Source organism: Puia sp. P3, assembly GCF_050632245.1.
Taxonomy (GTDB): Bacteria; Bacteroidota; Bacteroidia; order Chitinophagales; family Chitinophagaceae; genus Puia.
Map to the genome: position 1 here is coordinate 2,410,611 of NZ_CP192583.1, position 21,204 is coordinate 2,431,814.

Annotated in this window: 28 protein-coding genes and 3 pseudogenes; 3 read left to right on the forward strand and 28 right to left on the reverse strand. The window is 56.2% G+C overall.

Features of this window, described 5'->3' with window-relative positions; all coding sequences use genetic code 11:
- Positions 1–3 precede the first annotated feature (3 nt).
- Together ACQ86N_RS14440 and ACQ86N_RS14445 are read left to right on the forward strand one after the other, a co-directional pair.
- On the forward strand, positions 4–825 hold the full coding sequence (locus tag ACQ86N_RS14440) for a S16 family serine protease (protein WP_431215747.1): 822 nt from the start codon (positions 4–6) through the stop codon (positions 823–825).
- A 434-nt stretch (positions 826–1,259) separates the two neighbouring features.
- Positions 1,260–1,589: pseudogene (locus ACQ86N_RS14445) on the forward strand (response regulator); the annotation flags it as partial.
- On the opposite strand, the gene bioB reads toward ACQ86N_RS14445, so the two are convergent.
- The 4 genes from bioB to ACQ86N_RS14465 are packed head-to-tail and all read right to left on the reverse strand — an operon-like array spanning position 1,578 to position 5,002.
- Entirely contained in the window at positions 1,578–2,552 is a 975-nt protein-coding gene (gene bioB, locus ACQ86N_RS14450; RefSeq protein ID WP_431215748.1) for a biotin synthase BioB, read from the reverse strand. The pseudogene ACQ86N_RS14445 and the gene bioB sit on opposite strands and share 12 nt — an antisense overlap.
- A 12-nt stretch (positions 2,553–2,564) precedes the next feature.
- Positions 2,565–3,680, reverse strand: coding sequence for a M42 family metallopeptidase (locus ACQ86N_RS14455; RefSeq protein WP_431215749.1), 1,116 nt, complete (start codon positions 3,678–3,680; stop codon positions 2,565–2,567).
- Positions 3,681–3,711: 31 nt separating this feature from the next.
- Positions 3,712–4,551 carry a UbiA family prenyltransferase gene (locus ACQ86N_RS14460; protein ID WP_431215750.1) on the reverse strand — a complete coding sequence of 280 codons (840 nt, stop codon included), beginning with the start codon at positions 4,549–4,551 and terminating at the stop codon, positions 3,712–3,714.
- 10 nt (positions 4,552–4,561) lie between these two features.
- Positions 4,562–5,002, reverse strand: coding sequence for a hypothetical protein (locus tag ACQ86N_RS14465; protein ID WP_431215751.1), 441 nt, complete (start codon positions 5,000–5,002; stop codon positions 4,562–4,564).
- Between the two features lie 188 nt (positions 5,003–5,190).
- Between ACQ86N_RS14465 and ACQ86N_RS14470 the strand changes: the two genes are divergently transcribed.
- Complete coding sequence (locus tag ACQ86N_RS14470) at positions 5,191–5,955, forward strand: hypothetical protein (RefSeq protein ID WP_431217419.1); 765 nt, start codon at positions 5,191–5,193, stop codon at positions 5,953–5,955.
- Between the two features lie 30 nt (positions 5,956–5,985).
- Here the strand turns inward: ACQ86N_RS14470 and ACQ86N_RS14475 are convergent, their stop codons facing one another.
- The 24 genes and pseudogenes from ACQ86N_RS14475 to ACQ86N_RS14590 form a co-directional block, all read right to left on the reverse strand.
- Entirely contained in the window at positions 5,986–6,258 is a 273-nt protein-coding gene (locus ACQ86N_RS14475; RefSeq protein WP_431215752.1) for a hypothetical protein, read from the reverse strand.
- Between the two features lie 11 nt (positions 6,259–6,269).
- Positions 6,270–6,653 carry a TSUP family transporter gene (locus ACQ86N_RS14480; protein WP_431215753.1) on the reverse strand — a complete coding sequence of 128 codons (384 nt, stop codon included), beginning with the start codon at positions 6,651–6,653 and terminating at the stop codon, positions 6,270–6,272.
- Complete coding sequence (locus ACQ86N_RS14485) at positions 6,562–6,930, reverse strand: sulfite exporter TauE/SafE family protein (protein WP_431215754.1); 369 nt, start codon at positions 6,928–6,930, stop codon at positions 6,562–6,564. Before ACQ86N_RS14485 ends, ACQ86N_RS14480 begins: the two co-directional genes overlap by 92 nt.
- 20 nt (positions 6,931–6,950) lie before the next feature.
- Positions 6,951–7,574, reverse strand: a complete 624-nt coding sequence (locus ACQ86N_RS14490; RefSeq protein ID WP_431215755.1) for a precorrin-2 dehydrogenase/sirohydrochlorin ferrochelatase family protein — start codon at positions 7,572–7,574, stop codon at positions 6,951–6,953.
- A gap of 168 nt (positions 7,575–7,742) precedes the next feature.
- Complete coding sequence (locus ACQ86N_RS14495) at positions 7,743–7,940, reverse strand: hypothetical protein (RefSeq protein WP_431215756.1); 198 nt, start codon at positions 7,938–7,940, stop codon at positions 7,743–7,745.
- Positions 7,891–8,070: a hypothetical protein gene (locus ACQ86N_RS14500; protein ID WP_431215757.1), complete on the reverse strand. Its 180-nt coding sequence runs from the start codon at positions 8,068–8,070 to the stop codon at positions 7,891–7,893. Before ACQ86N_RS14500 ends, ACQ86N_RS14495 begins: the two co-directional genes overlap by 50 nt.
- 4 nt (positions 8,071–8,074) lie before the next feature.
- Complete coding sequence (locus ACQ86N_RS14505) at positions 8,075–8,305, reverse strand: hypothetical protein (RefSeq protein ID WP_431215758.1); 231 nt, start codon at positions 8,303–8,305, stop codon at positions 8,075–8,077.
- Positions 8,230–9,204: a TonB-dependent receptor domain-containing protein gene (locus ACQ86N_RS14510; RefSeq protein WP_431217420.1), complete on the reverse strand. Its 975-nt coding sequence runs from the start codon at positions 9,202–9,204 to the stop codon at positions 8,230–8,232. Before ACQ86N_RS14510 ends, ACQ86N_RS14505 begins: the two co-directional genes overlap by 76 nt.
- Complete coding sequence (locus ACQ86N_RS14515; RefSeq protein WP_431215759.1) at positions 9,143–10,441, reverse strand: carboxypeptidase-like regulatory domain-containing protein; 1,299 nt, start codon at positions 10,439–10,441, stop codon at positions 9,143–9,145. The genes ACQ86N_RS14510 and ACQ86N_RS14515 overlap by 62 nt, the downstream gene beginning before the upstream one ends.
- Before the next feature lie 151 nt (positions 10,442–10,592).
- Entirely contained in the window at positions 10,593–10,901 is a 309-nt protein-coding gene (locus ACQ86N_RS14520) for a hypothetical protein (RefSeq protein ID WP_431215760.1), read from the reverse strand.
- Positions 10,813–11,748, reverse strand: a complete 936-nt coding sequence (locus ACQ86N_RS14525) for a hypothetical protein (protein WP_431215761.1) — start codon at positions 11,746–11,748, stop codon at positions 10,813–10,815. Before ACQ86N_RS14525 ends, ACQ86N_RS14520 begins: the two co-directional genes overlap by 89 nt.
- A 132-nt stretch (positions 11,749–11,880) precedes the next feature.
- Positions 11,881–11,940 (reverse strand): annotated as a pseudogene (locus ACQ86N_RS14530) (hypothetical protein); the annotation flags it as partial.
- 270 nt (positions 11,941–12,210) lie between these two features.
- Positions 12,211–13,086, reverse strand: coding sequence for a hypothetical protein (locus ACQ86N_RS14535; protein WP_431215762.1), 876 nt, complete (start codon positions 13,084–13,086; stop codon positions 12,211–12,213).
- Positions 13,087–13,181: 95 nt separating this feature from the next.
- Entirely contained in the window at positions 13,182–13,940 is a 759-nt protein-coding gene (locus ACQ86N_RS14540) for a flavodoxin domain-containing protein (RefSeq protein WP_431215763.1), read from the reverse strand.
- Between the two features lie 63 nt (positions 13,941–14,003).
- Positions 14,004–14,234: a hypothetical protein gene (locus ACQ86N_RS14545; RefSeq protein ID WP_431215764.1), complete on the reverse strand. Its 231-nt coding sequence runs from the start codon at positions 14,232–14,234 to the stop codon at positions 14,004–14,006.
- Positions 14,195–14,323: a hypothetical protein gene (locus tag ACQ86N_RS14550; protein WP_431215765.1), complete on the reverse strand. Its 129-nt coding sequence runs from the start codon at positions 14,321–14,323 to the stop codon at positions 14,195–14,197. The genes ACQ86N_RS14545 and ACQ86N_RS14550 overlap by 40 nt, the downstream gene beginning before the upstream one ends.
- A 23-nt stretch (positions 14,324–14,346) precedes the next feature.
- Complete coding sequence (locus ACQ86N_RS14555; protein WP_431215766.1) at positions 14,347–14,760, reverse strand: uroporphyrinogen-III C-methyltransferase; 414 nt, start codon at positions 14,758–14,760, stop codon at positions 14,347–14,349.
- Between the two features lie 13 nt (positions 14,761–14,773).
- Complete coding sequence (locus tag ACQ86N_RS14560; RefSeq protein ID WP_431215767.1) at positions 14,774–15,055, reverse strand: elongation factor 1-alpha C-terminal domain-related protein; 282 nt, start codon at positions 15,053–15,055, stop codon at positions 14,774–14,776.
- Positions 14,980–16,020, reverse strand: a complete 1,041-nt coding sequence (locus ACQ86N_RS14565) for a sulfate adenylyltransferase subunit 1 (protein ID WP_431215768.1) — start codon at positions 16,018–16,020, stop codon at positions 14,980–14,982. The genes ACQ86N_RS14560 and ACQ86N_RS14565 overlap by 76 nt, the downstream gene beginning before the upstream one ends.
- A gap of 31 nt (positions 16,021–16,051) precedes the next feature.
- Positions 16,052–16,660: a sulfate adenylyltransferase subunit CysD gene (gene cysD / locus ACQ86N_RS14570; protein WP_431217421.1), complete on the reverse strand. Its 609-nt coding sequence runs from the start codon at positions 16,658–16,660 to the stop codon at positions 16,052–16,054.
- Between the two features lie 61 nt (positions 16,661–16,721).
- Positions 16,722–17,036 (reverse strand): annotated as a pseudogene (locus ACQ86N_RS14575) (phosphoadenosine phosphosulfate reductase family protein); the annotation flags it as partial.
- Positions 17,037–17,705, reverse strand: a complete 669-nt coding sequence (locus tag ACQ86N_RS14580; protein ID WP_431217422.1) for a phosphoadenylyl-sulfate reductase — start codon at positions 17,703–17,705, stop codon at positions 17,037–17,039. It lies immediately after the preceding pseudogene.
- A gap of 319 nt (positions 17,706–18,024) precedes the next feature.
- Entirely contained in the window at positions 18,025–18,603 is a 579-nt protein-coding gene (locus ACQ86N_RS14585) for a hypothetical protein (RefSeq protein ID WP_431215769.1), read from the reverse strand.
- Complete coding sequence (locus ACQ86N_RS14590) at positions 18,524–21,166, reverse strand: protein O-mannosyl-transferase family (RefSeq protein WP_431215770.1); 2,643 nt, start codon at positions 21,164–21,166, stop codon at positions 18,524–18,526. The genes ACQ86N_RS14585 and ACQ86N_RS14590 overlap by 80 nt, the downstream gene beginning before the upstream one ends.
- Between the last annotated feature and the right edge of the window lie 38 nt (positions 21,167–21,204).

Below are 21,204 nucleotides of genomic sequence, written 5' to 3' on the forward strand. Positions count from 1 at the left end.
AAGGTGGAGATCGCCAGAAGACACCTCGTTCCGAAACAAAAGGACCTCCACGGCCTGAAACCGCTGAACTTCAAGATCTCCGACAAGGTGCTGGAAAAGGTGATACAGGACTATACACGGGAGAGCGGCGTTCGCGATCTCGACCGTCAACTGGCCTCCATCATGCGCTATCAGGCGAAGGAATACGCGATAAAGGGGCGACTGAAGGCACACCTGACGAACGTCGATATCGAAAAGGTGCTGGGAAAATCCCGGTACAGCAACGACCTCTACAAGGTCGCCAATATGCCCGGAGTAGCCGTAGGACTTGCCTGGACCCCCGTAGGCGGAGACATCCTCTTTATCGAGACCAGCCTCAGCGACGGCAAAGGCGACCTGAAGCTGACCGGCAATCTGGGGAACGTCATGAAGGAAAGCGCCGCGACTGCACTGACCTATCTGCAGTCAAACGCCCGTAAATACGATATCGATCCCGAGATCTTCCATAAGAAAACGATCCATATCCACGTTCCCGAAGGCGCCGTGCCCAAGGACGGACCCAGCGCGGGCGTGACCATGATGTCGGCCATCGCCTCCGCACTCACCGGCCGCAGGGTGAAACCCTATCTGGCCATGACGGGTGAGATCACGCTGCGGGGACAGGTCCTGCCCGTAGGCGGCATCAAGGAAAAGATCCTCGCTGCGCGCCGGGCGGGTTTGAAGGAGATCGTCCTCTGCTGGCAGAACGAAAAAGACGTACAGGAGATCGATTCAGCCTTTATAAAGGGACTTAAATTTAATTTTGTCAAGACCATGCAACAGGTCCTCGAACTGTCGCTGGTATAAGGCCGCTAACGCGCAAGGCCGAAAAGCATTAACAACCCTTTTTGAACCATTTGTTCCCGGATCTTGTTAGATTCTTTTCATGTTGGTTGTTTTAAGGGTAAAGCAACAGGCCCGGCGGATGCCGGGCCTGTTTGTACTTCGCCGGCGCCCCATTTTCCGCTGCAACGATCCTCACTGCGCTTTTTCTTATATGGAATACCTCGGCTCGCCCTAAGTGCTTTTAGCCTGGTTTTCAGGGGAAATGGGTAATCGGTACACGATTTGACAGTTTTCCTTTTTTATTATTACCGAAACATTAATTTTGATCGGTTAGAAAAAACCTTCCATGATCAAGCTTATTATCGTAGACGATCATCTGCACGTACGGGAAGCGTGGACCTGGGTACTGAATCAGGTACCGAGGATTAGCGTAATCGCTCAGTGCGCCAACGGCCAGGGAAGCCATCGAGGCCGCCAGGCAGCTACAACCGGACGTGATACTGATGGATATTCATATGACTCCGGTCAATGGCATCGAAGCCACCCGTACAATACGTCAATTTTCCCCTGATATCAAGATCATCGGCGTCTCCGTGCAGGCAGAGCGTTCTTACGTGAACGAAATGCTGCGAAACGGCGCCAATGGCTATGTGACGAAGAATTCTCCCAGCACCGAAATGGTGGCGGCTATCGACGAAGTGCTCGCCGGCAACACCTACCTCTGCGAGGAAGTAGGGCATCTGCGTGCGGTCGCCGGCGAGATGCGCACTCAATTACGCAATTAATTCCTTCTCCTCCTTGAAGGCGACCCTCGGCTTCAGGCCCAGCAGCCCGAACATCAGATTGTCCTCTTCAAAAGAAGGATTGGGAGTGGTCAGCAGCTTCTCTCCGGCAAAGATCGAATTGGCTCCCGCCATGAAACAGAGGGCCTGCTCTGCCTGGCTCATCTCCGCGCGTCCCGCACTGAGCCGAACCATCGTGGCTGGCATCAGGATCCTGGCCGTGGCGATCATCCTGACCATATCCCAGGTGTCCACCTTGGGGTTGTCGGCCAGCGGAGTACCCTTTACGCGGACGAGCGCATTAATAGGAACGCTCTCGGGATGCTGGGGCAGGGTAGACAGCGTATGCAGCATCTTGATACGGTCTTCATGGGTTTCGCCCAGGCCGATGATGCCTCCGCAGCAGACGGTGACGCCCGCCTTGCGGACATTGTCCAGCGTAGCCAGACGATCGTCATACGTGCGCGTGGAGATGATCTCGCTATAGTGTTCCTTGGAGGTGTCCAGATTGTGGTTGTAGGCGTAGAGTCCGGCGTCAGCAAGCCTTTTGGCCTGGTCTTCGTTCAGCATGCCCAGCGTACAGCAGACTTCCATTCCCATCTCGTTCACCCCCTTTACCATATCGATGACCCGATCGAAGTCCTTGTTGTCCCTTACCTCGCGCCACGCCGCGCCCATGCAGAAGCGGGTAGAACCGGCGGCCTTTGCCTTGGCGGCGTATTCCAGTACCTCGTCTTTCTTCATCAGCGCCTGCACGTCGACGCCCGTATTGTAGCGGGCAGCCTGGGGACAGTAGGCGCAGTCCTCGGGACATCCTCCCGTCTTGATCGACAGTAGCGTACAGACCTGGACCTCGCCGGTCTCGTTGTTCTCCCGGTGTACCGTAGCCGCGCGATAGATCAGGTCCAGTAATGGCGTATCGTAGATTGCTTTTATTTCGTCGATTGTCCAGTTGTTGCGTACCATAGTAATTCGGTTTTATAGGTAACTCAGATTGGTTTTGGGAGTCAAAGTAAGTAGCGTTTCATACATCAGCCGGATCGTCTGCTCGATATCCTTTTTGTGCAGCATCTCCACCGTAGTATGCATATACCGCAGGGGGATGGAGATCAGTACGGACGGGCAGCCGTCGTTGGCGTACGCAAATGAATCGGTATCGGTGCCCGTACTGCGCGATACGGCCCTCATCTGTACCGGAAGCTCGTGTTTCTCCGCCGTCTCCTGTACGATAGCCAGCAGCTTGTTGTGTACCGCCGGACCAAACGCCAGTGAGGGTCCCCTGCCGCAGGCGACGTCCCCTTCGATGGTCTTGTTGATCATGGGGGTCGTCGTATCGTGCGTAACGTCGGTGATGATCGCGATATTGGGCTTGATCCGCCGGGCAATCATCTCGGCGCCCCGCAGACCTACCTCTTCCTGTACGGCATTTACGAAGTACAACCCAAAGGGCAGTTTCTTTTTGTTTTCCTTCAGCAGGCGCGCCACCTCGGCGATCATAAAGCCGCCGACCCGGTTGTCGAAGGCGCGGCCGATCAGATAGTCATAGGCCAGCTCGGCATAACCGTCCTGGTAGGTGACTACAGCGCCGATATGTACGCCAAGGTCTTCGAGCTCCTTTTTCGACCGGGCTCCGGTGTCGAGAAACAGATTGTCTACCTTCGGCTGATTCTCCTTGGAGTCGGCGCCAAGACGGGTGTGGATGGCGGGCCAGCCAAATACCGCAGGCACCTTTCCTTTTTTCCCGTGGATAAATACGCGCATCCCGGGAGCGATCTGGTGGTCGACCCCGCCGTTCCTCTTCAGGTACAATAACCCTTCCGGCGTGATATAGTTGACAAACCAGCTGATCTCATCGGCGTGCGCTTCGATGACGACCTTAAAAGGCGCATCCGGGTTGACGACGCCGACAGCCGTTCCGTATGGATCGGTAAAATAGGTGTCTACATAAGGTTTAAGGTAGTCCAGCCAAAGTCGCTGGCCGCTGCTCTCAAAGCCGACCGGCGAAGGATTGTTGATATAGTTCTTAAAAAATTCAAGGGATCTCGTGGTAAGAATAGAGGGCGCCGTGCCCCCGCTTTTCGCACTTTTTGCCATGTTGATAATCTCGATTAGGCAGCAAATGTACTTAAATCCTGAAAATCAGCATCAGCACCCCCGAAAACATCATTAACCCGTCTAATACGATGTAATAGAGGTCGTCCGAAAAATTGCGCTTAGCCTCCCTGTAGAGGGCCGCCGTGACGATACCCGGTATCAGCAGCAGGAAAATATAAAAGGCATTGTAGTGGAAGAAGGAAAGGCTGATGCTCACCACGAAGAACAACGCGATCGATACCGTGAACAGCAGGTCGATCCCTCTTTCGTCCAGCATCGTGATCAGGCTTTTGATCCCCTGTGACCTGTCGTCCTCGCGGTCCCGGTAGTCGAATAGGATACAGATCGCATAGATCAGAAAAAATCGGCCGGCCGCGAACAGGACGAAGGACATCTTCCAGGACGCGTCCGCCACGATCACCGGAAGAACGGACGTGACGTAGACCCAGACAAAACTGAGGAACAGGGTCTTGCCTACCGCTATTTTCTGCAGCTGTGAAAAAAAACGCTGCGGCAGCTTGGGAGCCGAATACAGAAAGGTGAGCAGGACGCCGAACAGCAGGGCGGGGAGAAAGTGCAGCAGGTAGAGGAAATAGACTCCGGCGCCCACCAGACCTACCAGATACAAAATAAAATGCAATATCTTATGGCGGTTCGACCAGTGTACCCGCCGCGAGGGACTGGCCGATTTGGGGGTCAGCCACCAGTGGAAATTATAGCTGCAGATAGTGGAGAAAAAAACGAATCCGATAAGTCTGCCGGAGGGCCCGGTGCCGAGCAAGAGTTTGCTCGTCTGCCAGACCATTACGACGGCACATAAGGCAATATACAGACTGCTGAATACAAAGAAATCAACTATTTTTCTAAACATCCGCCACTCATTATTTCAGGATGATCAGCTTCTCTGAAGTGATCGTATCACTGTGAACACCGCCGGAAGATAGAACAAAGAATTTCATGAGAACGGTGTCATTCTGCCCGAGACTCGTTGACTGGAAAAGAGAACTATGGGGCAACGAATACCTGAACTCGCCCTTGTTTGCGCCTTCCAGGTCCGGAATGGGGTTGACAAGCGTGTCGACCACGGGATCCGAAGCCGGCGCCTGGTTAAGCCTGTCGAGTATCGAGACGAAATAACCGTTCTGCACGCTGGTGCCGTTGGTGAACTTGAAATGCGCTACGAGTGAATCATTGGCCCCGATGGTCGTCTTGTCGATGGACGTGAGGGTGAACTGCGGTTTACCCCCGGAGCCGCCCTTGCTACAGCTGCCGGCTGCCAGTAGAATAATTATCGCGGGTATCAGGAATGAACCAGACTTCATGATGCTGATTTGATGCCTACAAACGTAGTTGTTTTTATTTAAAAGGGGGTAAATTTGTTCCAAAATTCCCACTGAAATTAACAGAAGGGCTGTTCTCCCTCTCCGAATCCGATGCTGCACCCCGCGCCCTGGAAATATTCGCCTTTCAGTATGCTGAAAACCCTCTTTATCGCCAGTATGTCCAAACGCTGGGCATCGACCCCTCTGCCGTCAATAAGGTATACGATATTCCCTTCCTTCCGGTTGCCTTCTTCAAAACACAGTCTGTCCGGACGGGCTCCTGGACACCCGCAGCTACCTTCGAAAGCAGCGGTACCACCGGAATGGTCACCAGCCGCCACGAAGTAAAGGACCTGGATCTTTATAAAATGAGCTTCACCGCCGCCTTCCAGCGGGCATACGGACCCGTCCACGAATGGTGTATCATCGGCCTTCTGCCCGCCTACCTGGAAAGGAGCAACTCCTCACTGGTCGTAATGGTAGACGAGCTGATCAAAGCCAGCGGCCACCCGGACAGCGGCACCTATCTCTACGACCACGAGGCCCTTTACGCGGTGCTGCAGCGTCTCGAACAAAAGGGGCAGAAGACCCTGCTGATCGGGGTGACCTTTGCCCTGCTGGACTTCGCGGAAAAATATGCCATGCGGCTAAAACACACGGTGATCATGGAGACCGGCGGCATGAAGGGCCGGCGAAAGGAAATAACCAGGGCGGAACTGCACGCGACGCTGACGAGCCGGCTCGGAGTATCGGCCATCCACGCCGAATACGGCATGACCGAACTGCTGTCCCAGGCCTATTCCTCCGGAAATGGTCTATTCCGCTGCCCCCTGGATGAAGGTGCTGGTCCGGAAAGAAGACGACCCGCTCGACGTCAGCGGGAAAGGAGAAGGGATCGTCAATATCATCGACCTGGCCAACATCTGGTCCTGCTCTTTTATCGCAACAGATGACCTGGGCCTTGTATTCCCGGACGGGTCCTTTCAGGTCTCCGGACGCGTCGACAACAGCGATATCCGCGGGTGCAGCCTCCTGGTGGTGTAGGCCCACGGTGCCGGTTCCAGCGGCGTAGCCGCCTCTAATGATGTATTACCCCCGCCGCGGCCAGCGCTTTCCACAGCGTCCAGTGCGCTGGTCACCATCACCAGTGTCCCCACCGCTACGAACATGGTCTTCACCGGCAGTTTGCCTACCAGCCTGGCAGCAATAGGCGCCGCGACGATCCCGCCGAGTATCATACCGGCCACGTCCAGCAAAGGAATGCTTTTCAGCAGTATAAAAAGGTGATGGAGCTCGACAGCACGACAAAGAATTCCGCGAGACATACCGAACCGATCACATAACGCGGATTCCGCCGCTTGGCGATCAGGGTGCTGGTGACCAGCGTGCCCCATCCGCCACCCGCAAAGGCGTCAAGGAAACCGCCGGCGGAAGCGAGCCATCCGGCCCTCCGGACCTTGTCTTTGGGGTTGCGTTTGGCAAAGGCCTTCCGGAGAATATAATAGCCGAGATAGACCGTATATACCGACAGCGGGATGCGTACCCACTGCGAATACTCCTTACCGAAATAGGCAGCCGCGGCCCCGAGAATGGCCCCCGAGGATCCCCGGCACCACGATGGTCCGGAACAGCTTCCTGTTGATGTTTCCAAATCTGTGGTGGCTGTACCCCGATACCCCGCTCGAGAACACCCGCGCAGAATGCACGCGGCTGCTGACGATAGCGGGGGGCACCCCATAGGCCAGCAAAAAGGTGGTGGAAATGGTGCCGTAACCCAGTCCCAGCGATCCGTCTACCATCTGGGCGAGAAAGCCGGCGAGCGTCATGACCAGAAATCCGGTGCTGTCGATGGGCAGGCCGCGCACGTAGTCGACGATCCCCGTCACTGGCACCATCGACAGCAGGCCATGCCCCAGTATCATGAACATGAACGCGAAAAGACACCACTTCACGATCTTCTGCCATTTGGCCTGTCTGGGTTTGGCCAGCAGCTCAACGGGCGGGGGGCCTGCTTGGCCACCAGCACCTCCGTCAGGTCGTTCAGCTTGCGCACCTTCTCCGAAAAGTCTCCGTTGAGACTCTGCCGGATAGTTTGCATATTCTCCAGCACGTTGTCCATTTCGTCGGGGATCAGGCTGCCGATCTCTTCCTTCAGCCGCTTGGCGATGGTCGGCGACTTGCCGTTGGTGGAGATAGCGATCTTGAGATGCCCCTTGCGGACGATCGAGCTCAGATAGAAATCGCAGAGGTCGGGTGTATCCGCAACATTGACCAGCAGTCCCGCTGCCCGCGTCTGCTTCGCCACGGTCTCGCTGACGCTACGGTCGTTGACCGCCACGATGACGATGTCGGCATATTCGAGGTCGTTCGGATGATAAGGCCTTTCCAATAGCCTGATCCCCGTATGCTTCACGGCGAGTTCCCGGATCGCCTCGGATATCAGCGGCGCCACCACGGTGACCTTTGTCGCAGGCGAATTCTGCAGCACCGCCTGCAGCTTCTCCAACCCCACATTGCCGCCGCCGACCAGAAGAAGCCTCAGCCGCTCCAGTTTTACAAACAGCGGGAACAAATGATTTTCGGTTTCGGCCTCAGCTTTTATATCCATCACTTCTTATGCGTATTAGTGTCGAAGACGATCGTCAGGTAATAGAACCCTCCGATCGACGGCCCCCCAAGATACTGGTAATATTTTTTATTCAGCAGATTAGTAGCCCCCAATTTTAGTGTACTAAACAATTCAGGTATCCGATAAGTTCACCTGAGCGTCGACAGTGCTGTATGCAGGCACGTTCCCCGCAGCCAGCGGACTGTTCCAGTAGAAGGCATTCTGCCAGTGCCAGCCGACATTAAAACCGGTATTCTTCAGGATCTCCCGGTTGCCGATGCTAAGATTGGTGATCCAGTTGGGCGTATTGAACGCGGGGAGTGAAGGCATCGGTAGACTCCGAGCTCACAATAGCCGCATAGCTCGCATTGCCCGTGATCGTAAACTTCTTGTAGAAATTATAGCTTACTCCGAGCTCGACGCCGTTGTTGGTCACCTTGCTCTTGGAATTGGTCCACATCTTGTCACTTCGTGACCGATCCGGTATAGATCTCCGTGGCCGTATTGACGTTCACTCCGCCGCCGATGGTCCCGTTCTTCGGCTGCGTGATATCCAGCTGGCCGATGAAGTGGTCGTACACGCTGAAATAGTAGTCGACGTCGACGAACAGCTTGTTGTTCAGCAGAACGCCCTTATAACCCGCCTCGAAGGAATTGATATGCTCGGGTTGAATATAGTCGTAGGTACTCTGCACCAGGATCCAGGCCTCCTTCTGTATCGCCGCCCCTGGGTGATCCCGCTGCCGCTGTTGAGGTCGGCGTTGACCGCATTCTTAAAAGCAGTCACCGAAGAGTTGATATAGGAATTCTCGAAAGCCTGTGTATGCGCCGCGATCACCGGCAGACCGCCCAGCCGGCGGACGCCGCCGTTGTTGACATAGGCGAAACCTTCGAAAAGGGTGGGGAATCGGTAGCCGTTCTGGAACGAAGCCCTGAAATTATGCTGCGCCGTCGGAGAGTAGACCGCCGCAACCCTCGGGTTGAATTTCGTGCTGAAATACTCCGTCTTGTCGGCCCTCAGACTCGCCGTCAGCCTGAGCTTTTCCTCGAATAACTTCTTCGTCAGCTGTATGAACGCGCCGTAGGTATAGTAGTCGAACTTGCTGTCGGCCTGCTTGGAATCCGCATAAGCTTTCGGATTGACGTAGTTGTTGCCGTCCGGCGTAACGATATAGTTGCGGTAGTTCGCGCCCGCGAGCACCGGACAAAGGGGATCAGGCGGGAGAAATCGTACTGGCCCTCGAGGTGCACGAACGCCGACTGCAGCTTCATCTGTGCGCCCACCGTATCCCAGTTGTTGGTATGGATGATCTTGTTGCGCACGCTGTCGAATGCCTGCGTGCCCGGCAGGAAACGGCCGTTGTCGGCAAAGCGCGCGCGCCGCCGCCAGCGAAGCCTGGACGTTCTGCGAGGTAGGCGTTGCGCTGGAATTGTAGGCGTTGTTAAATCCGGTGGTAAAATCATTCCACCACTGCGGCGATTTCTTGAAGGCCATATCGATATTCTCTCCCAGCGGCCGGTAGTTGAAGGAATTATTGCCGGTGTTCTCGCTGGTATAATAGCCCTTGAGGGTAAAGGTCTCCGGCCCTGATATCGAGCGCGTGCTGCTGGATCCGCTCGCCGTCGAGCCGCACCCGGTTGCCGCGCTGGTAGTTGTTCGTAACCACGCCTATCCGGTAGGTATAGGAGATCTCGGTGCCGGCATTGGGCCGGAAATGCAGGGCGGCGTCGGCCTTGGTATTCTTAACTGCATAATCCGTCAGGTCCTTTTCAAGATAACCGGTGCGCGAGACGTCGTATTTTTGCCAGCCAGCGTGAGCGTCCTGAGATCGCTGTTGTACTCGTCGCCATAGCGGTTGATGAGGTCCGCAGCAGGATTGACGGCGGCAACCGAGGCGTTGGTCTTGTGTGCCCACGTCGAAATACTGGTCTCGCTGGTTGTTGGCGATCCAGTCCGTGCCCTCCGAATGCGCCACGTTGATCTTGAACGCCCATTTGGGGCTGAGGATCTTTGCCCAGCGGATCGCCGACTCGCTATAGAGCGCGGCGTTGTGATCCTTGTCGTTTACGTGGTTGACGCCGATCTTCTGGTATACGCTGAACCCTTCGTACTGGAAGGGAGACTTTGTTTTAAGGTTCGCGATGCCGTTGATGGCATTCAGTCCATAGATGGCGGATGCAGCACCCGGTATCAGCTCGACGCTCTCGATGTCCAGCTCGGTCGGCCCGACCGCATTGGCGACAGGAGCCCCGATGCCTGGGGAAATATTGTCTACGCCGTCTACCATTTGGAGGAACCGGGAATTGGTCGTCCCGCTGAAGCCCCTCGTATTCGGCACCTTATAACCCAGGCTGAGGGTCGTCATCTGCACGCCCTTCACATTTTCCAGCGCGTCGTAGAAAGTGGGAGCGGGGCTCTCTTTTATGGCCCGAAGATCCAGTTTCTCGATCGTCACGGGACTGCGCAGGATACTTTCCGGGACGCGGCTCGCCGTCACCACCACCTGATCCACCAGCACGCTTCTCGTATTCAGCGCGATGGAAATACCCGTCGTGCCGTCCCCGCTAACGAGAAATTCCTGGCTCTTGAACCCTATGGATGTCACCACCAGGGTCAGCGGCAGCTTCTGCGAAGTCCTGAGGTGAAAACTGCCGTCCTCCGCGGCCGTCGTTCCGATCGCGGTGCCCTTGACACGCACGGTCGCCGCACTCAGGGGCTGGTTGCCCACCGAGTCGTACACCTTGCCCGAAATGATATAGGGATCCTGCGCGAAAAGGCTGCTCCCCGTGAAGAGGGCTAAAATGGTCAGTATTCCCGAGAAATGCTTCATAAGCTATTAGTCTATTAATTTAGTAGAGTAAAGGTATAAAAAAAATGCCTCCGGACAAAAAGCCGAAGGCAGATTCAAAAATATTTATTGTTTATACCATTTTTGACGCAGCGCGAAGTCGCCGAACCGTTCGCCGGTGATCCGCTCTTTTTTATACAGCCAGAACAGCAGGTCCAGCTCTTTCAGTATCGCCGTCTCGTCCGAGGTTCTCCTTGTAGATCCTGTTCAGCCTCGTCCCCTCATGGTCTCCGCAAAGATGCATATTGTAGTGGCCCGGGGCCGTGCCTACGAAACCGATCTCCGCAGCATACGGGCGCCCGCATCCGTTGGGGCAGCCGGTCATCCGGATAATGATCTGCTCTTCGCCGAGCTCATATTTGTCCAGCAGCCCTTCGACCTTGCCCAGCAGGGTAGGGAGGTAGCGCTGCGCTTCCGCCAGCGCCAGTCCGCAGGTCGGCAACGCGACGCATGCGATCGCGTTCTTCCGGACGGCCGACGCCGCCTCGGTGTGTTCGATGATCCGGTATTTCTCGAGTATCTTTTGGATCGCCGCCTTGTCTTTTGTTTTGATATCGGACAGGATCAGATTCTGCGTGCCGGTAAATCTGATGTTTGCCTTTCCCGTCTGCGCCAGCTTCCAGCAGCGCCGTCTTCATAGCGACTGTCTCGTCATCGACGACCCGGCCGCATTCCACATAAGGCGTATAGTACCAGAGTCCCTTGTGATTCTGCTTCCATCCGTAGTGGTCGGTCCGGTCGGTGAATGTGAAGGGACGCGGGTCTTCCAGCGGAAAGCCCACCCTTTTCTCCAGTTCGGCCCGGTACCAGTCCAGCCCGTATTTGTCGACGGTATATTTCAGCCGCGCCAGTTTACGGTCGCTGCGGTTGCCATAGTCGCGCTGGATGGTGACGACCTCATAAATGGCCTTGAATAGTTTTTCATCATCCGCGGGTACATAGCAGAGTACGCTTGCCAGCCGCGGATAGGTCTCGGCATTTCCGTGCGTGGCGCCGAGGCCGCCGCCGATCGCGAGGTTGAAGCCTTTCAGCTTTCCGTCTTCGATGATGGCGATCAGGGCCAGGTCATTGGTCAGTACGTCGATATCGTTATTGGGCGGAATGACCAGACCGATCTTGAATTTCCGGGGCAGGTACCGGTCCTGGTACAGCGGGTCTTCCTCGTCCTTTTTATCGGTCAGTTTCTCTTCGTCCAGCCATATCTCATAAAAAGCCCTGGTCTTCGGTAATAACAATTCGCTGATCCGGGTTGCATAGGCGTGTACCTGTTCGTGCAGCTCCGATTCCATGGGGTGTGCCGCAGCCGTGACGTTGCGGTTGACGTCGCCGCAGGCCGCAATGGAATCCAGATGAACCTGACTGAAGGCTTTCAGCGTAGGCTTGATCCTGCTTCTCAGGATGCCGTGCAGCTGAATGGTCTGCCGGGTCGTGACCTTGATGGTGCCCGTGCTGTTCTCCCCGGCGACGTGGTGAATGGCGATCCACTTGTTCGGGTGTCAGAAAGCCTCCCGGCACACGCAGCCTCACCATAAAGGAGTACAGCCGCTCGAGCTTCTTCTCGGCGCGCTCTTCCCGCCGGTCGCGGTCGTCCTGCATATACATGCCGTGGAATTTCACCAGGGCGGTGTCGTCATCCGCGATGGCGCCCGTGACTTCGTTCTTCAGGCCCTCCACGAGAGTGCCCCGGAGCCCGTCGCTCTTTTGCTTGATCCTTTCCGTTGACGATAAATTCTTGTTGTCGCTCATAGCAATTAGTATACGTCTTTGACATAACGCCCGGCTTCTTTCAGCTCGTCGAGCCAAGCCTGCGCCTGTGTTTGTGATTTTTGCCCTTCCTGCTGAATGATATTCAGCAGCGTCCGTTCCACGTCTACGCTCATGGGTTCCTTCGCTCCGCAGACATAGACATAGGCGCCGTCTTCCAGCCAGCGGTACAGCTCGGCGGCCTCGCGCTCCATCCTGTGCTGTACGTATACCTTTTCTTTCTGATCCCTCGAAAAGGCCGTGTTCAGACGGGTCAGGACGCCGGTATCCATCCAGTTCTGCAGATCCGTCTGGTAGAGGAAGTCGGTAGTGAAATGCTGGTCTCCGAAGAAAAGCCAGTTCCGGCCCGATGCGCCCTGACTGTCGCGATGCGCCAGGAAGCTGCGGAAGGGAGCAATGCCCGTTCCCGGCCCGATCATGATCACATCCTTCTCTTCCGAAGGCAGCCTGAACTGCAGGTTCTTATGAATATAGAAATCGACCGGCTGGTCGGGAGACAGCTGTGACAGCAGGTCCGAGCAGAGGCCGTGTTTGGTCTCGCCGTTGACGCTGAAACTGTCTCTGGTCACGGTCAGGTGGATCTCGCCGCTGTGAGCCTCCGGAGAAGACGCGATGCTGTACAGCCTCGGCGCCGTAGGTTCGAGGACCGAAACGACCTCCTGGAACTGCGCCGCATCCTTCACCGGATAGATCTTCAGCAGGTCGAGCAGCCCGATCTTCGTCTCCGGAATATCCTGCTGCACGATGGCCGCGTATTTCTTTACCACTCTTTCGGGGAGATAGACGATATTGAGTTTCTTCCTCAGCAGATGGCCGATGGTCGATTCCTCCTGGCGGAACGTCAGCTTGCGGTTGGGGTCCACTCCGGTAAGCGCCAGGATCGCGTCTACTATTATCGCGGGATTCTCGGGAACCAGCCCGAGCGCGTCGCCAGGCTGATAGTCGACCGCTTCCGCGGCTATCTCGAGATGGTGGGTTTTTTGGCGGAACCCCGGTCGTTGAGGTTGATATTGGCAAGTACCGTTCCCGTATAGGTCTTTTTACCCGTGGGCCTTGCCGCTACAGCGGGGGCCGGGGCTGCCGACGGCGCCGCCGCGGGCGCGCTCAGCTGCTGCAGCACGGTCTCGAACCATTTTCCGGCCTGCAACTCATAGTCGGTATCGCATTTTTCCAGCGTTAACAGTCGCTGGCCGCCAGCCTTGTGCAGCTGGTGGTCCACGTCTTCACCGGCCTTGCAGAACAGAGGGTAGGACGTGTCTCCGAGCGCGAGCACCCCGTATTTCAGGCGCTCGAGTTTTAGGCTGCCCTGGTGAATATGGTCATAGAACTTCTTCGCAGCGGCGGGCGGCTCACCGTCGCCCTGAGTGCTGATCACCGCGAAGAAATATTCTTCTTTCGCAAGATCGCCCAGACGATATTGTTCAAGACCGACGAGCTTGGCGTTGATGCCTTTCTTCTTGGCCTTTGCCGCAAAATCGCCGGCGAGTTTCTTGGAGTTGCCCGTCTCGGTGCCGTAGGCGATGGTGATCTTATTGATGGCAGGCGCCGCGGGAGCCTCTACCGCCGTCGCAACGGCCGTCTGAACCGCCTGTATCGGCGCCGACTGTCCCTGCGACGCGACAACGCCGGCGAGATAGCCGCTCAGCCATACCAGCTCTTCCCGGGAAGAACCGGCGATCAATTCCTGTATCTGCGTCAATTTCGGCGTTGCTAACATACTAGTTTCTTTTTTATTTGTTGTTCCACTACCGGTGGAAAGTAAAGTTGTTCGTCCGCGGCGTCACTCTTCCAGCCGAAGGCCTGATGAAGCGCCGCCAGCTTTCCCGATGATGATCAGGGACGGCGATGCATACTGCGTTCCTCCGGCGGCAGCTATATATTCCCGTACCGGCAGCGCGGTCACGCGCTGCTGCGGCGTGGTAGCCTGTTCGATCACCGCCACCCAGCGGTCTTCGGCGATTCCGTACCCGATCAGACGGCCGACCAGATCGTCCAGCGGCTGGGATGACATATAGAAGACCAGCGTGTCTTCTGTATGCGCCAGTCCTCCCAGTAGGCGGCGTCGATCCCCTCACTACGCCAGGCCGTCAGAAATCGCACAGCCGTCGAATATTTTCTTGCCGTCAGGGGATGCCGGCGTAGGCCGCTGCCCCCAGTGCGGCGGTTACGCCAGGTACCAGTTCATACGGGATGCCATTGCTCACCAGCGTCTGCAGTTCGTCCAGCACATTGGAGAAGATCGATACGTCGCCGCCTTTCAGCCTCACCACCCGGCGCCCCAGCAGGGCATGCTCCACCAGCAGACTGTTGATGGTTGACTGCGGAGTGCTGGCATCGCTGCTGCACTGTTTGCCGACGGGGATGATCAGGGTCTCCGGCCGCACGTATTCCGAAAGGATCACCGGGCTCACCAGCCTGTCCGTGATGACAACGTCGGCCTGCTGCAGATGACGCAGCGCCTTCAGGGTCAGCAGCTCCGGATCTCCCGGTCCCGCCCCCACGAGGAATACTTTTCCGATATGTTTGACACTGTGCATTTGACTAATTGAACTACTGCACCATGCAGGCGCCTACTGTTACATAACTCGTTTCGTCGATCAGAATGGCTCCGCCGCCAACCGGCAGGTCCGCGTACCGGTCGAAGGGTAGGGGAGACGCCGTCCGGATGGTGGCCTTTACAATATCATTCAGGCCTGCCTGTGCGGGTGCAGGTTCTTTCTCCAGTGTGTTTACGTTCAGCTTGTATTCGATATCCTTCACCATCCCGCGTACGGTCCGGCTGCCGATCTGGACCAGGTATTTATTACCCGGCGCCAGGGTCTTGGCGTCCATCCAGCAAAGAAGAACGTCGAATTCCTGATCGACCTTCGGCAGCTGTTCGCCGCTGACCAGCAGATCCCCCGGCTGATATCAATATCGTCTTCCAGTTGCAGGATCACGCTCTGCGGCGCAAACGCCTCATCGACTTCTTTGCCGCCTACCTCGATGCTTCTGATCCGGCTGGTGAGCCCCGAAGGAAGTATGGTGACCTTTTCGCCCTTCCGGTAGATGCCGCTCGCTATCTTCCCGGCGTAGCCGCGATAGTCGTGCAGATCAACATCATTAGATTGCGGCCGTATGACGTACTGCACGCTCAGCCTTCCGCGCGTGAGGTCGATATCGTGATCGATTTCTATCGTCTCCAGCAACTCGAGCAGCGCGGGACCGTCGTACCACGAAATGCTGTTCGAACGTTCGACGATATTATCACCCTTCAGCGCGCTGATCGGCAGATAGGTCACGTCCTTCAGTCCCAGCGTTCGGGCGACTTCTGCATAGTCGATCACGATATTGTTATACCGGTCCTGCGAATAGTCCACCAGGTCCATCTTGTTGATGGCGACCACTACGTGCGGGATATTCAGCAGAGAGGCAATGATCGAATGCCTGCGGGTCTGTTCTACCACGCCGTTGCGCGCGTCGACCAGGATGACGATGAGGTTGGCGTTCGAGGCGCCGGTCACCATGTTCCGCGTATACTGAATATGTCCGGGCGCGTCGGCAATGATGAACTTGCGCTGCGGGGTAGAGAAATATTTATAGGCGACGTCGATAGTGATGCCCTGTTCGCGCTCGGCCCTCAGACCGTCGGTCAGCAGCGCCAGGTCGATCTCCCCGTCCTCCTTGTTTTTACTCTGTTTCTCGAGCGCGGCCAGCTGGTCGGCGAGAATACTCTTGCTGTCATACAAAAGCCTCCCGATCAGGGTGCTCTTCCCGTCGTCCACGCTGCCTGCAGTTATAAAGCGAAGTAAGTCCATTGTCAATTTTATTTTAGCGGACCACGGGTCCTTAGAAGTATCCATTCTTTTTCCTGTCCTCCATCGCGGCTTCCGACACCCTGTCGTCGATACGCGTCTCGCCGCGCTCCGAAGTCCTCGTCGCCGTGATCTCCCGAATGATATCGTCGATGACCGACGCTGACGATTCCACAGCCGCCGTACAGGTCATATCCCCGACCGTCCGGTAGCGAACCCGCACCTTCTGCACCTGGTCCGTCTCGTCCAGCCGGATGAACGGCGATACAGCCACCCGCTGGCCCCGGAAGTCGATAACCTCCCGTTCGTGCGCGAAATAGATGGAAGGCAGCTCGATCTTCTCCCGGCGGATATAGTTCCAGATATCCAGCTCGGTCCAGTTGCTGATCGGAAACGCTCTCACGTTCTCTCCTTTGCGGATCCGACCATTGTAGATATTCCACAGTTCGGGCCGCTGCCGCTTCGGATCCCAGCCGCCGAACTCGTCCCGGACAGAGAAGATCCTTTCCTTGGCGCGCGCCTTTTCCTCGTCGCGACGGGCGCCGCCGATGCAGGCGTCGAAATGGAATTCTTCGATGGTATCCAGCAGGGTGAACGTCTGCAGGGCATTGCGGCTCGCGAATTTGCCGACGGGCTCGGTCAGCTTGCCGCTGACGGATGGTGTCTTCCACCTTTCTCACGATCAGCTTCTCGCCGATGCTGGCGGCCAGCGCATCACGGAATTCCAGCGCCTCTGGGAAATTGTGACCCGTGTCGATATGCACGAGGGGAAAAGGGAATTTACCAGGGCGAAAGGCCTTCAGCGCCAGGTGCACCAGTGTAATGGAATCTTTCCCTCCGCTGAACAGCAGCGCCGGACGTTCGAACTGACCCGCCACTTCCCGCAGAATGTGGATGGCTTCCGATTCCAGCTGGTCCAGATAGTCTAACCGATAATTAGTTGCTTTGCTCATAGTTCCAAATTTCGAAGCGGATTTAACCGCCGGACATTTCCCCGGCAGGGTTACCCTGCCGGACATTCAATTCGCGTGTAGTCCACATTCTTTTTTACTGTTGTCTTCCCACCACCACCTTCCTGCGCGGAAATCTTCACCGGCACGGATCGCCCGCGTACAGGGAGCGCAGCCGATACTGACAAAACCCCGGTCGTGTAGCGGATTGTAGGGCACGTCATTCTTGTCGATGTATTCGCGAACCGCATCCGTATCCCAGTGCAGCAGCGGATTGTATTTTACGACCTTGTTGCCTTCGTCCCATTCGATGACCGCGTGGTCCTTCCGTTCGGGAGAGTGCTCGGCCCTCAGCCCCGTCACCCAGACGGCCTGTCCCTGCAGCGCCCGGCGCAGCGGCTCTACCTTGCGGATAAAGCAGCACTCCTTGCGGTTGGCGACCGACTCATAAAAGGCATTGGGGCCCTTCTCGTCGAGAAATTTTTCCAGCAGACTGCGGTCGGGATAATAGGCTTTTACGCGCGTATCGTATTTACTGTTGGTGGCGCTCCAGACGGAATAGGTCTCCGCGAAGAGACGGCCCGTGTCCAGCGTAAAGATCGATATCGGCAGATTCGCGTCGAGGATATGATGGGCGATCACCTGGTCCTCGATACTCCAGCTGGTCGAGAAAGTGACCTGACCAGGAAAGCGCTGTGCCAGCAGCGTGAGTGATTCCGAAATGGATAATCCACTAATTAAGCTGGAGTAATTGGGTTGTCGTTTCCTGTGTCGTTATTGTTGCATTGCTCATGATCCGGTGGTGGTGGTTGTTTTCGAAAGAAAATAAATTCTCTGGCGAAGGCGGTCGGATAGACAAAAATCAACAGCAACAACAACAGGCGTTGTTATAAGAGGAGAAGAAGTGATATGAAGAGGATGTGTGCATTAAACTTTACTTGTCTACTGTTGTTGTGGACAAAGATAGTCTACCAAATTGATATAAAAAAGAAATTTTTCCACCAACGAAAATTGGGGCTCGGGGCCCCCAATTGCACATATTTGGTTGATTATCCGGTTATTTTATTCCTCCGCTGCCCGCAGGCGCTCCCAGCTTTGCCCCATACTGCTTTTCCCATTCCGCGATCTGCATCGTCAGCTGATACGTGGAAAGGATATCCTGGGCGAACTCGATCTGCTTGTCCGACAGGTTGCCGCCCTTATTCTGCATGATCATCTGCGCATTGATCGCCAGCTGCTCGTCGGATATATTATCCCCCAGCGATTTATAGTAACGCATCTGCTGACTGAGGTCCTTCTTCAGGGAAGCGGCCACCTTTTTCGCCAGATTCCAGTCTTCCGCCTCGTAACAGGCGTTGAGGAACCTGAAGGAGAAATAGTCGTGCAGGTTGTTCTGGTTGGAGGTCATCCCGTAGGGGAAATTGGACTCCAGGACATTCTCGTCGAAATGTTCAAGGATCTTGCGGGCCGAGTCCTTCCTGCCGGACGCGGCAAGGCTTTCGGCCAGCTGCGCGTGCGCATACTTGATGCTGTTGAGGTGGCGGCGGTTCTCTTCGTCATAGTATACGCCCGGCTTGTTGGCGCCGCCATAGGCGAATTTCTCCATGATGGTCTTGTAGGCCGTTTCGTTGTCCACATTCTCCCCGCTGCGCGGGTTGCCGCCCTCTACCGGCACCAGCTCGGTAGGAAAGGCCCCTCAGCCTGACGTATTTGGACAACCCCAGATCGCCAAGGTCCTGCGGGGACGTAAAGCAAATGGGTCGCTTCCACTTATTACGCGCGATGATGCCCAGAATGGCCAGGTCGTTCTTCAGCAGATAGCGCTTATCCGCCGGCATGTCCAGGTGGAGCTCGCTGACGACGCTGTCGCTTTCGTGTACGGTCCCGTTGCTGCGGACGGCATTCAGGTCTACCGGGACGTTGAACTTGTGCGTGGGCACGAGGTTCAGCGGTGTGCCGTTGTCCGACTGCATCACGTATTTGGGATCGTCGCTGGCCGTCACGTTGGTCAGCGTACTGTCGAGGTCATAGTATCTGCCGGCGTCCGTATAACCCGGCACCTTGTCGGTGAAATAGGCCACATTCCGCCTGTCACCCACCACCTGCTCCGGCGTGAACAACACGTCGAATGGCGCGCTCTCGTTGATCTTATAGCGCAGCTGATTCATATACCAGTCCGTACCCAGCAGGGTATTGACCATCACGCGGACGTCGGGGCGGATGCCCTCCACTTCCTGCGCATACCACAGCGGGTAGGTGTCGTTGTCGCCGAAAGAGAACAGGATCGCATTGGGCGGACAGCTCTCGAGGTAGTCGCGCGCCAAATCCCGGGCAAGGGTCTTCTTGCTCCGGTCGTGGTCATTCCACTCCTGACTGCCCATGAGCACGGGCACCGCGAGGAAACAGAGACCCGCGGCGGCATAGTTCGCCGCATCGGCCTTGCCCTTCAGCGCGTATTTCTCCAGCAGGTCTTTTACCCAGATGACGCCGATGCCGATCCAGATGGCGAAGGCATAGCAGGCGCCGGCATAGGCATAGTCCCGTTCGCGCGGCTGCAGACCCGCCTGGTTCAGGTAGATCACGACCGCCTCCCCTGTAAAGAAAAACAGGATCAGCGTTACCCAGAAATCATGGCGTCCCCTCTTATACATAAAGACGACACCGATCAGCCCCAGTATCAGAGGTAACAGGAACATACGGTTATAGGACTTATTGTTGGTATGTATGCTGTCCGGCATCCGGCTCTGGTCGCCCAGCCGCCAGTTGTCGATAAAGGGAATACCCGTGATCCAGTTGCCGTCGCGCACGTTCCCGAAACCTTCCAGGTCGTTTTGTTTACCGGAATAGTTCCAGAGAAAATAGCGCATGAACATCCAGTTGGTCTGGTAGTTCCAGAAATATTTGAGGTTGTCCGCCATGGTGGGTACATCCCCTTCCATTCCGGAGAACTTCTTGTAGGTATTGACCTCCTGCCGCTCGTTGCTGCCATTCCACATACGCGGGAACAGGTGCGCCGAGGGCGTATTGCCCCAGTCCTGACCTACGGCCTTACCCGCGACCTCGTAGCGGTCTTTCCCCATCGTATAAAGGTCTCCCTTGTCTACGGTCGGAGGCTGGTCCTGGAAGTCGGGGCCGTAGAGAATGGGCCAGTCGCCGTACTGGTCACGGCTGAGATAGCCCACCAGCGCCACCGGATTATCCACATTATACATATCCACACCGGGGTTGGCCGTGCTTCGTATCAGCGTCGTGAAATAGGTTGAATAGCCCAGGAGCATAAAGGACGCGCACCAGAGGCCGAGCTTGAGGAAATAGTATCCCTTTTTGGCCGCCCAGCGGATCACGAAGATCAGGGCCGCCGTCAGCAACACGAAGAAGGTGCCAAAGCCGGAGAAGAAGGGCAGGTGGAAGGAATTGACGAACAAAATGTCGAACTCTCCCGCGCCCTTGATCGTATACTGAATGACGAATTTCTGGACGACGCCGGTGATGGCGCAGCCGATGATAAAGGCAAGGATGGTTCCCCAGATCGTCGGCTTGTATTTCCTGAAATAATAGACCATCACGATCGCAGGGATCGTCAATAAGTTGAGAAGGTGGACGCCGATAGAAAGGCCCATCATGTAGAAAATGAATACGATCCATTTGTCGGACCCGGCCCTGTCGGCGTTGTGCTCCCACTTCAGGATGGCCCAGAAGACCAGCGCCGTGAAAAACGCTGAGGAAGCATATACTTCACCCTCGACAGCGCTATACCAGAAGGAATCGCAGAAGGTATAGGCCAGGGCGCCTACGACGCCGGCGGCGAGGATGGTAAAGGTCTGTGACCTGGTAGGTTCGGGTAGCGTGTGGCCACCGGCACCGGTCAGCCTGTCGGCACCCTGCACGATCTTACGCGCGAAATGGGTGATGGTCCAGAACAGGAAAAGGATGGAAAGGCCGCTCGCAATGGCGCTCATGAAGTTGACGCCACGGGCAGCGGTCAGGGGATTGTCGCCGAACAGAATGATGAAAAAGCGGCCAAGCAGGATGAACAGCGGAGCGCCGGGCGGGTGGGGGATCTGCAGCTTGTAGCAGCTGGAAATAAACTCTCCGCAATCCCAGAAGCTGCCGGTAGGCTCCATCGTCATGACAAAGACGGTACAGGCAATCAATCCCACGATCCAGCCTACCACATTGTTCGCTCGATTAAAATTCATATTGGTTAATAGTTTTTGTCCCCCTCCGGAGCGATCTC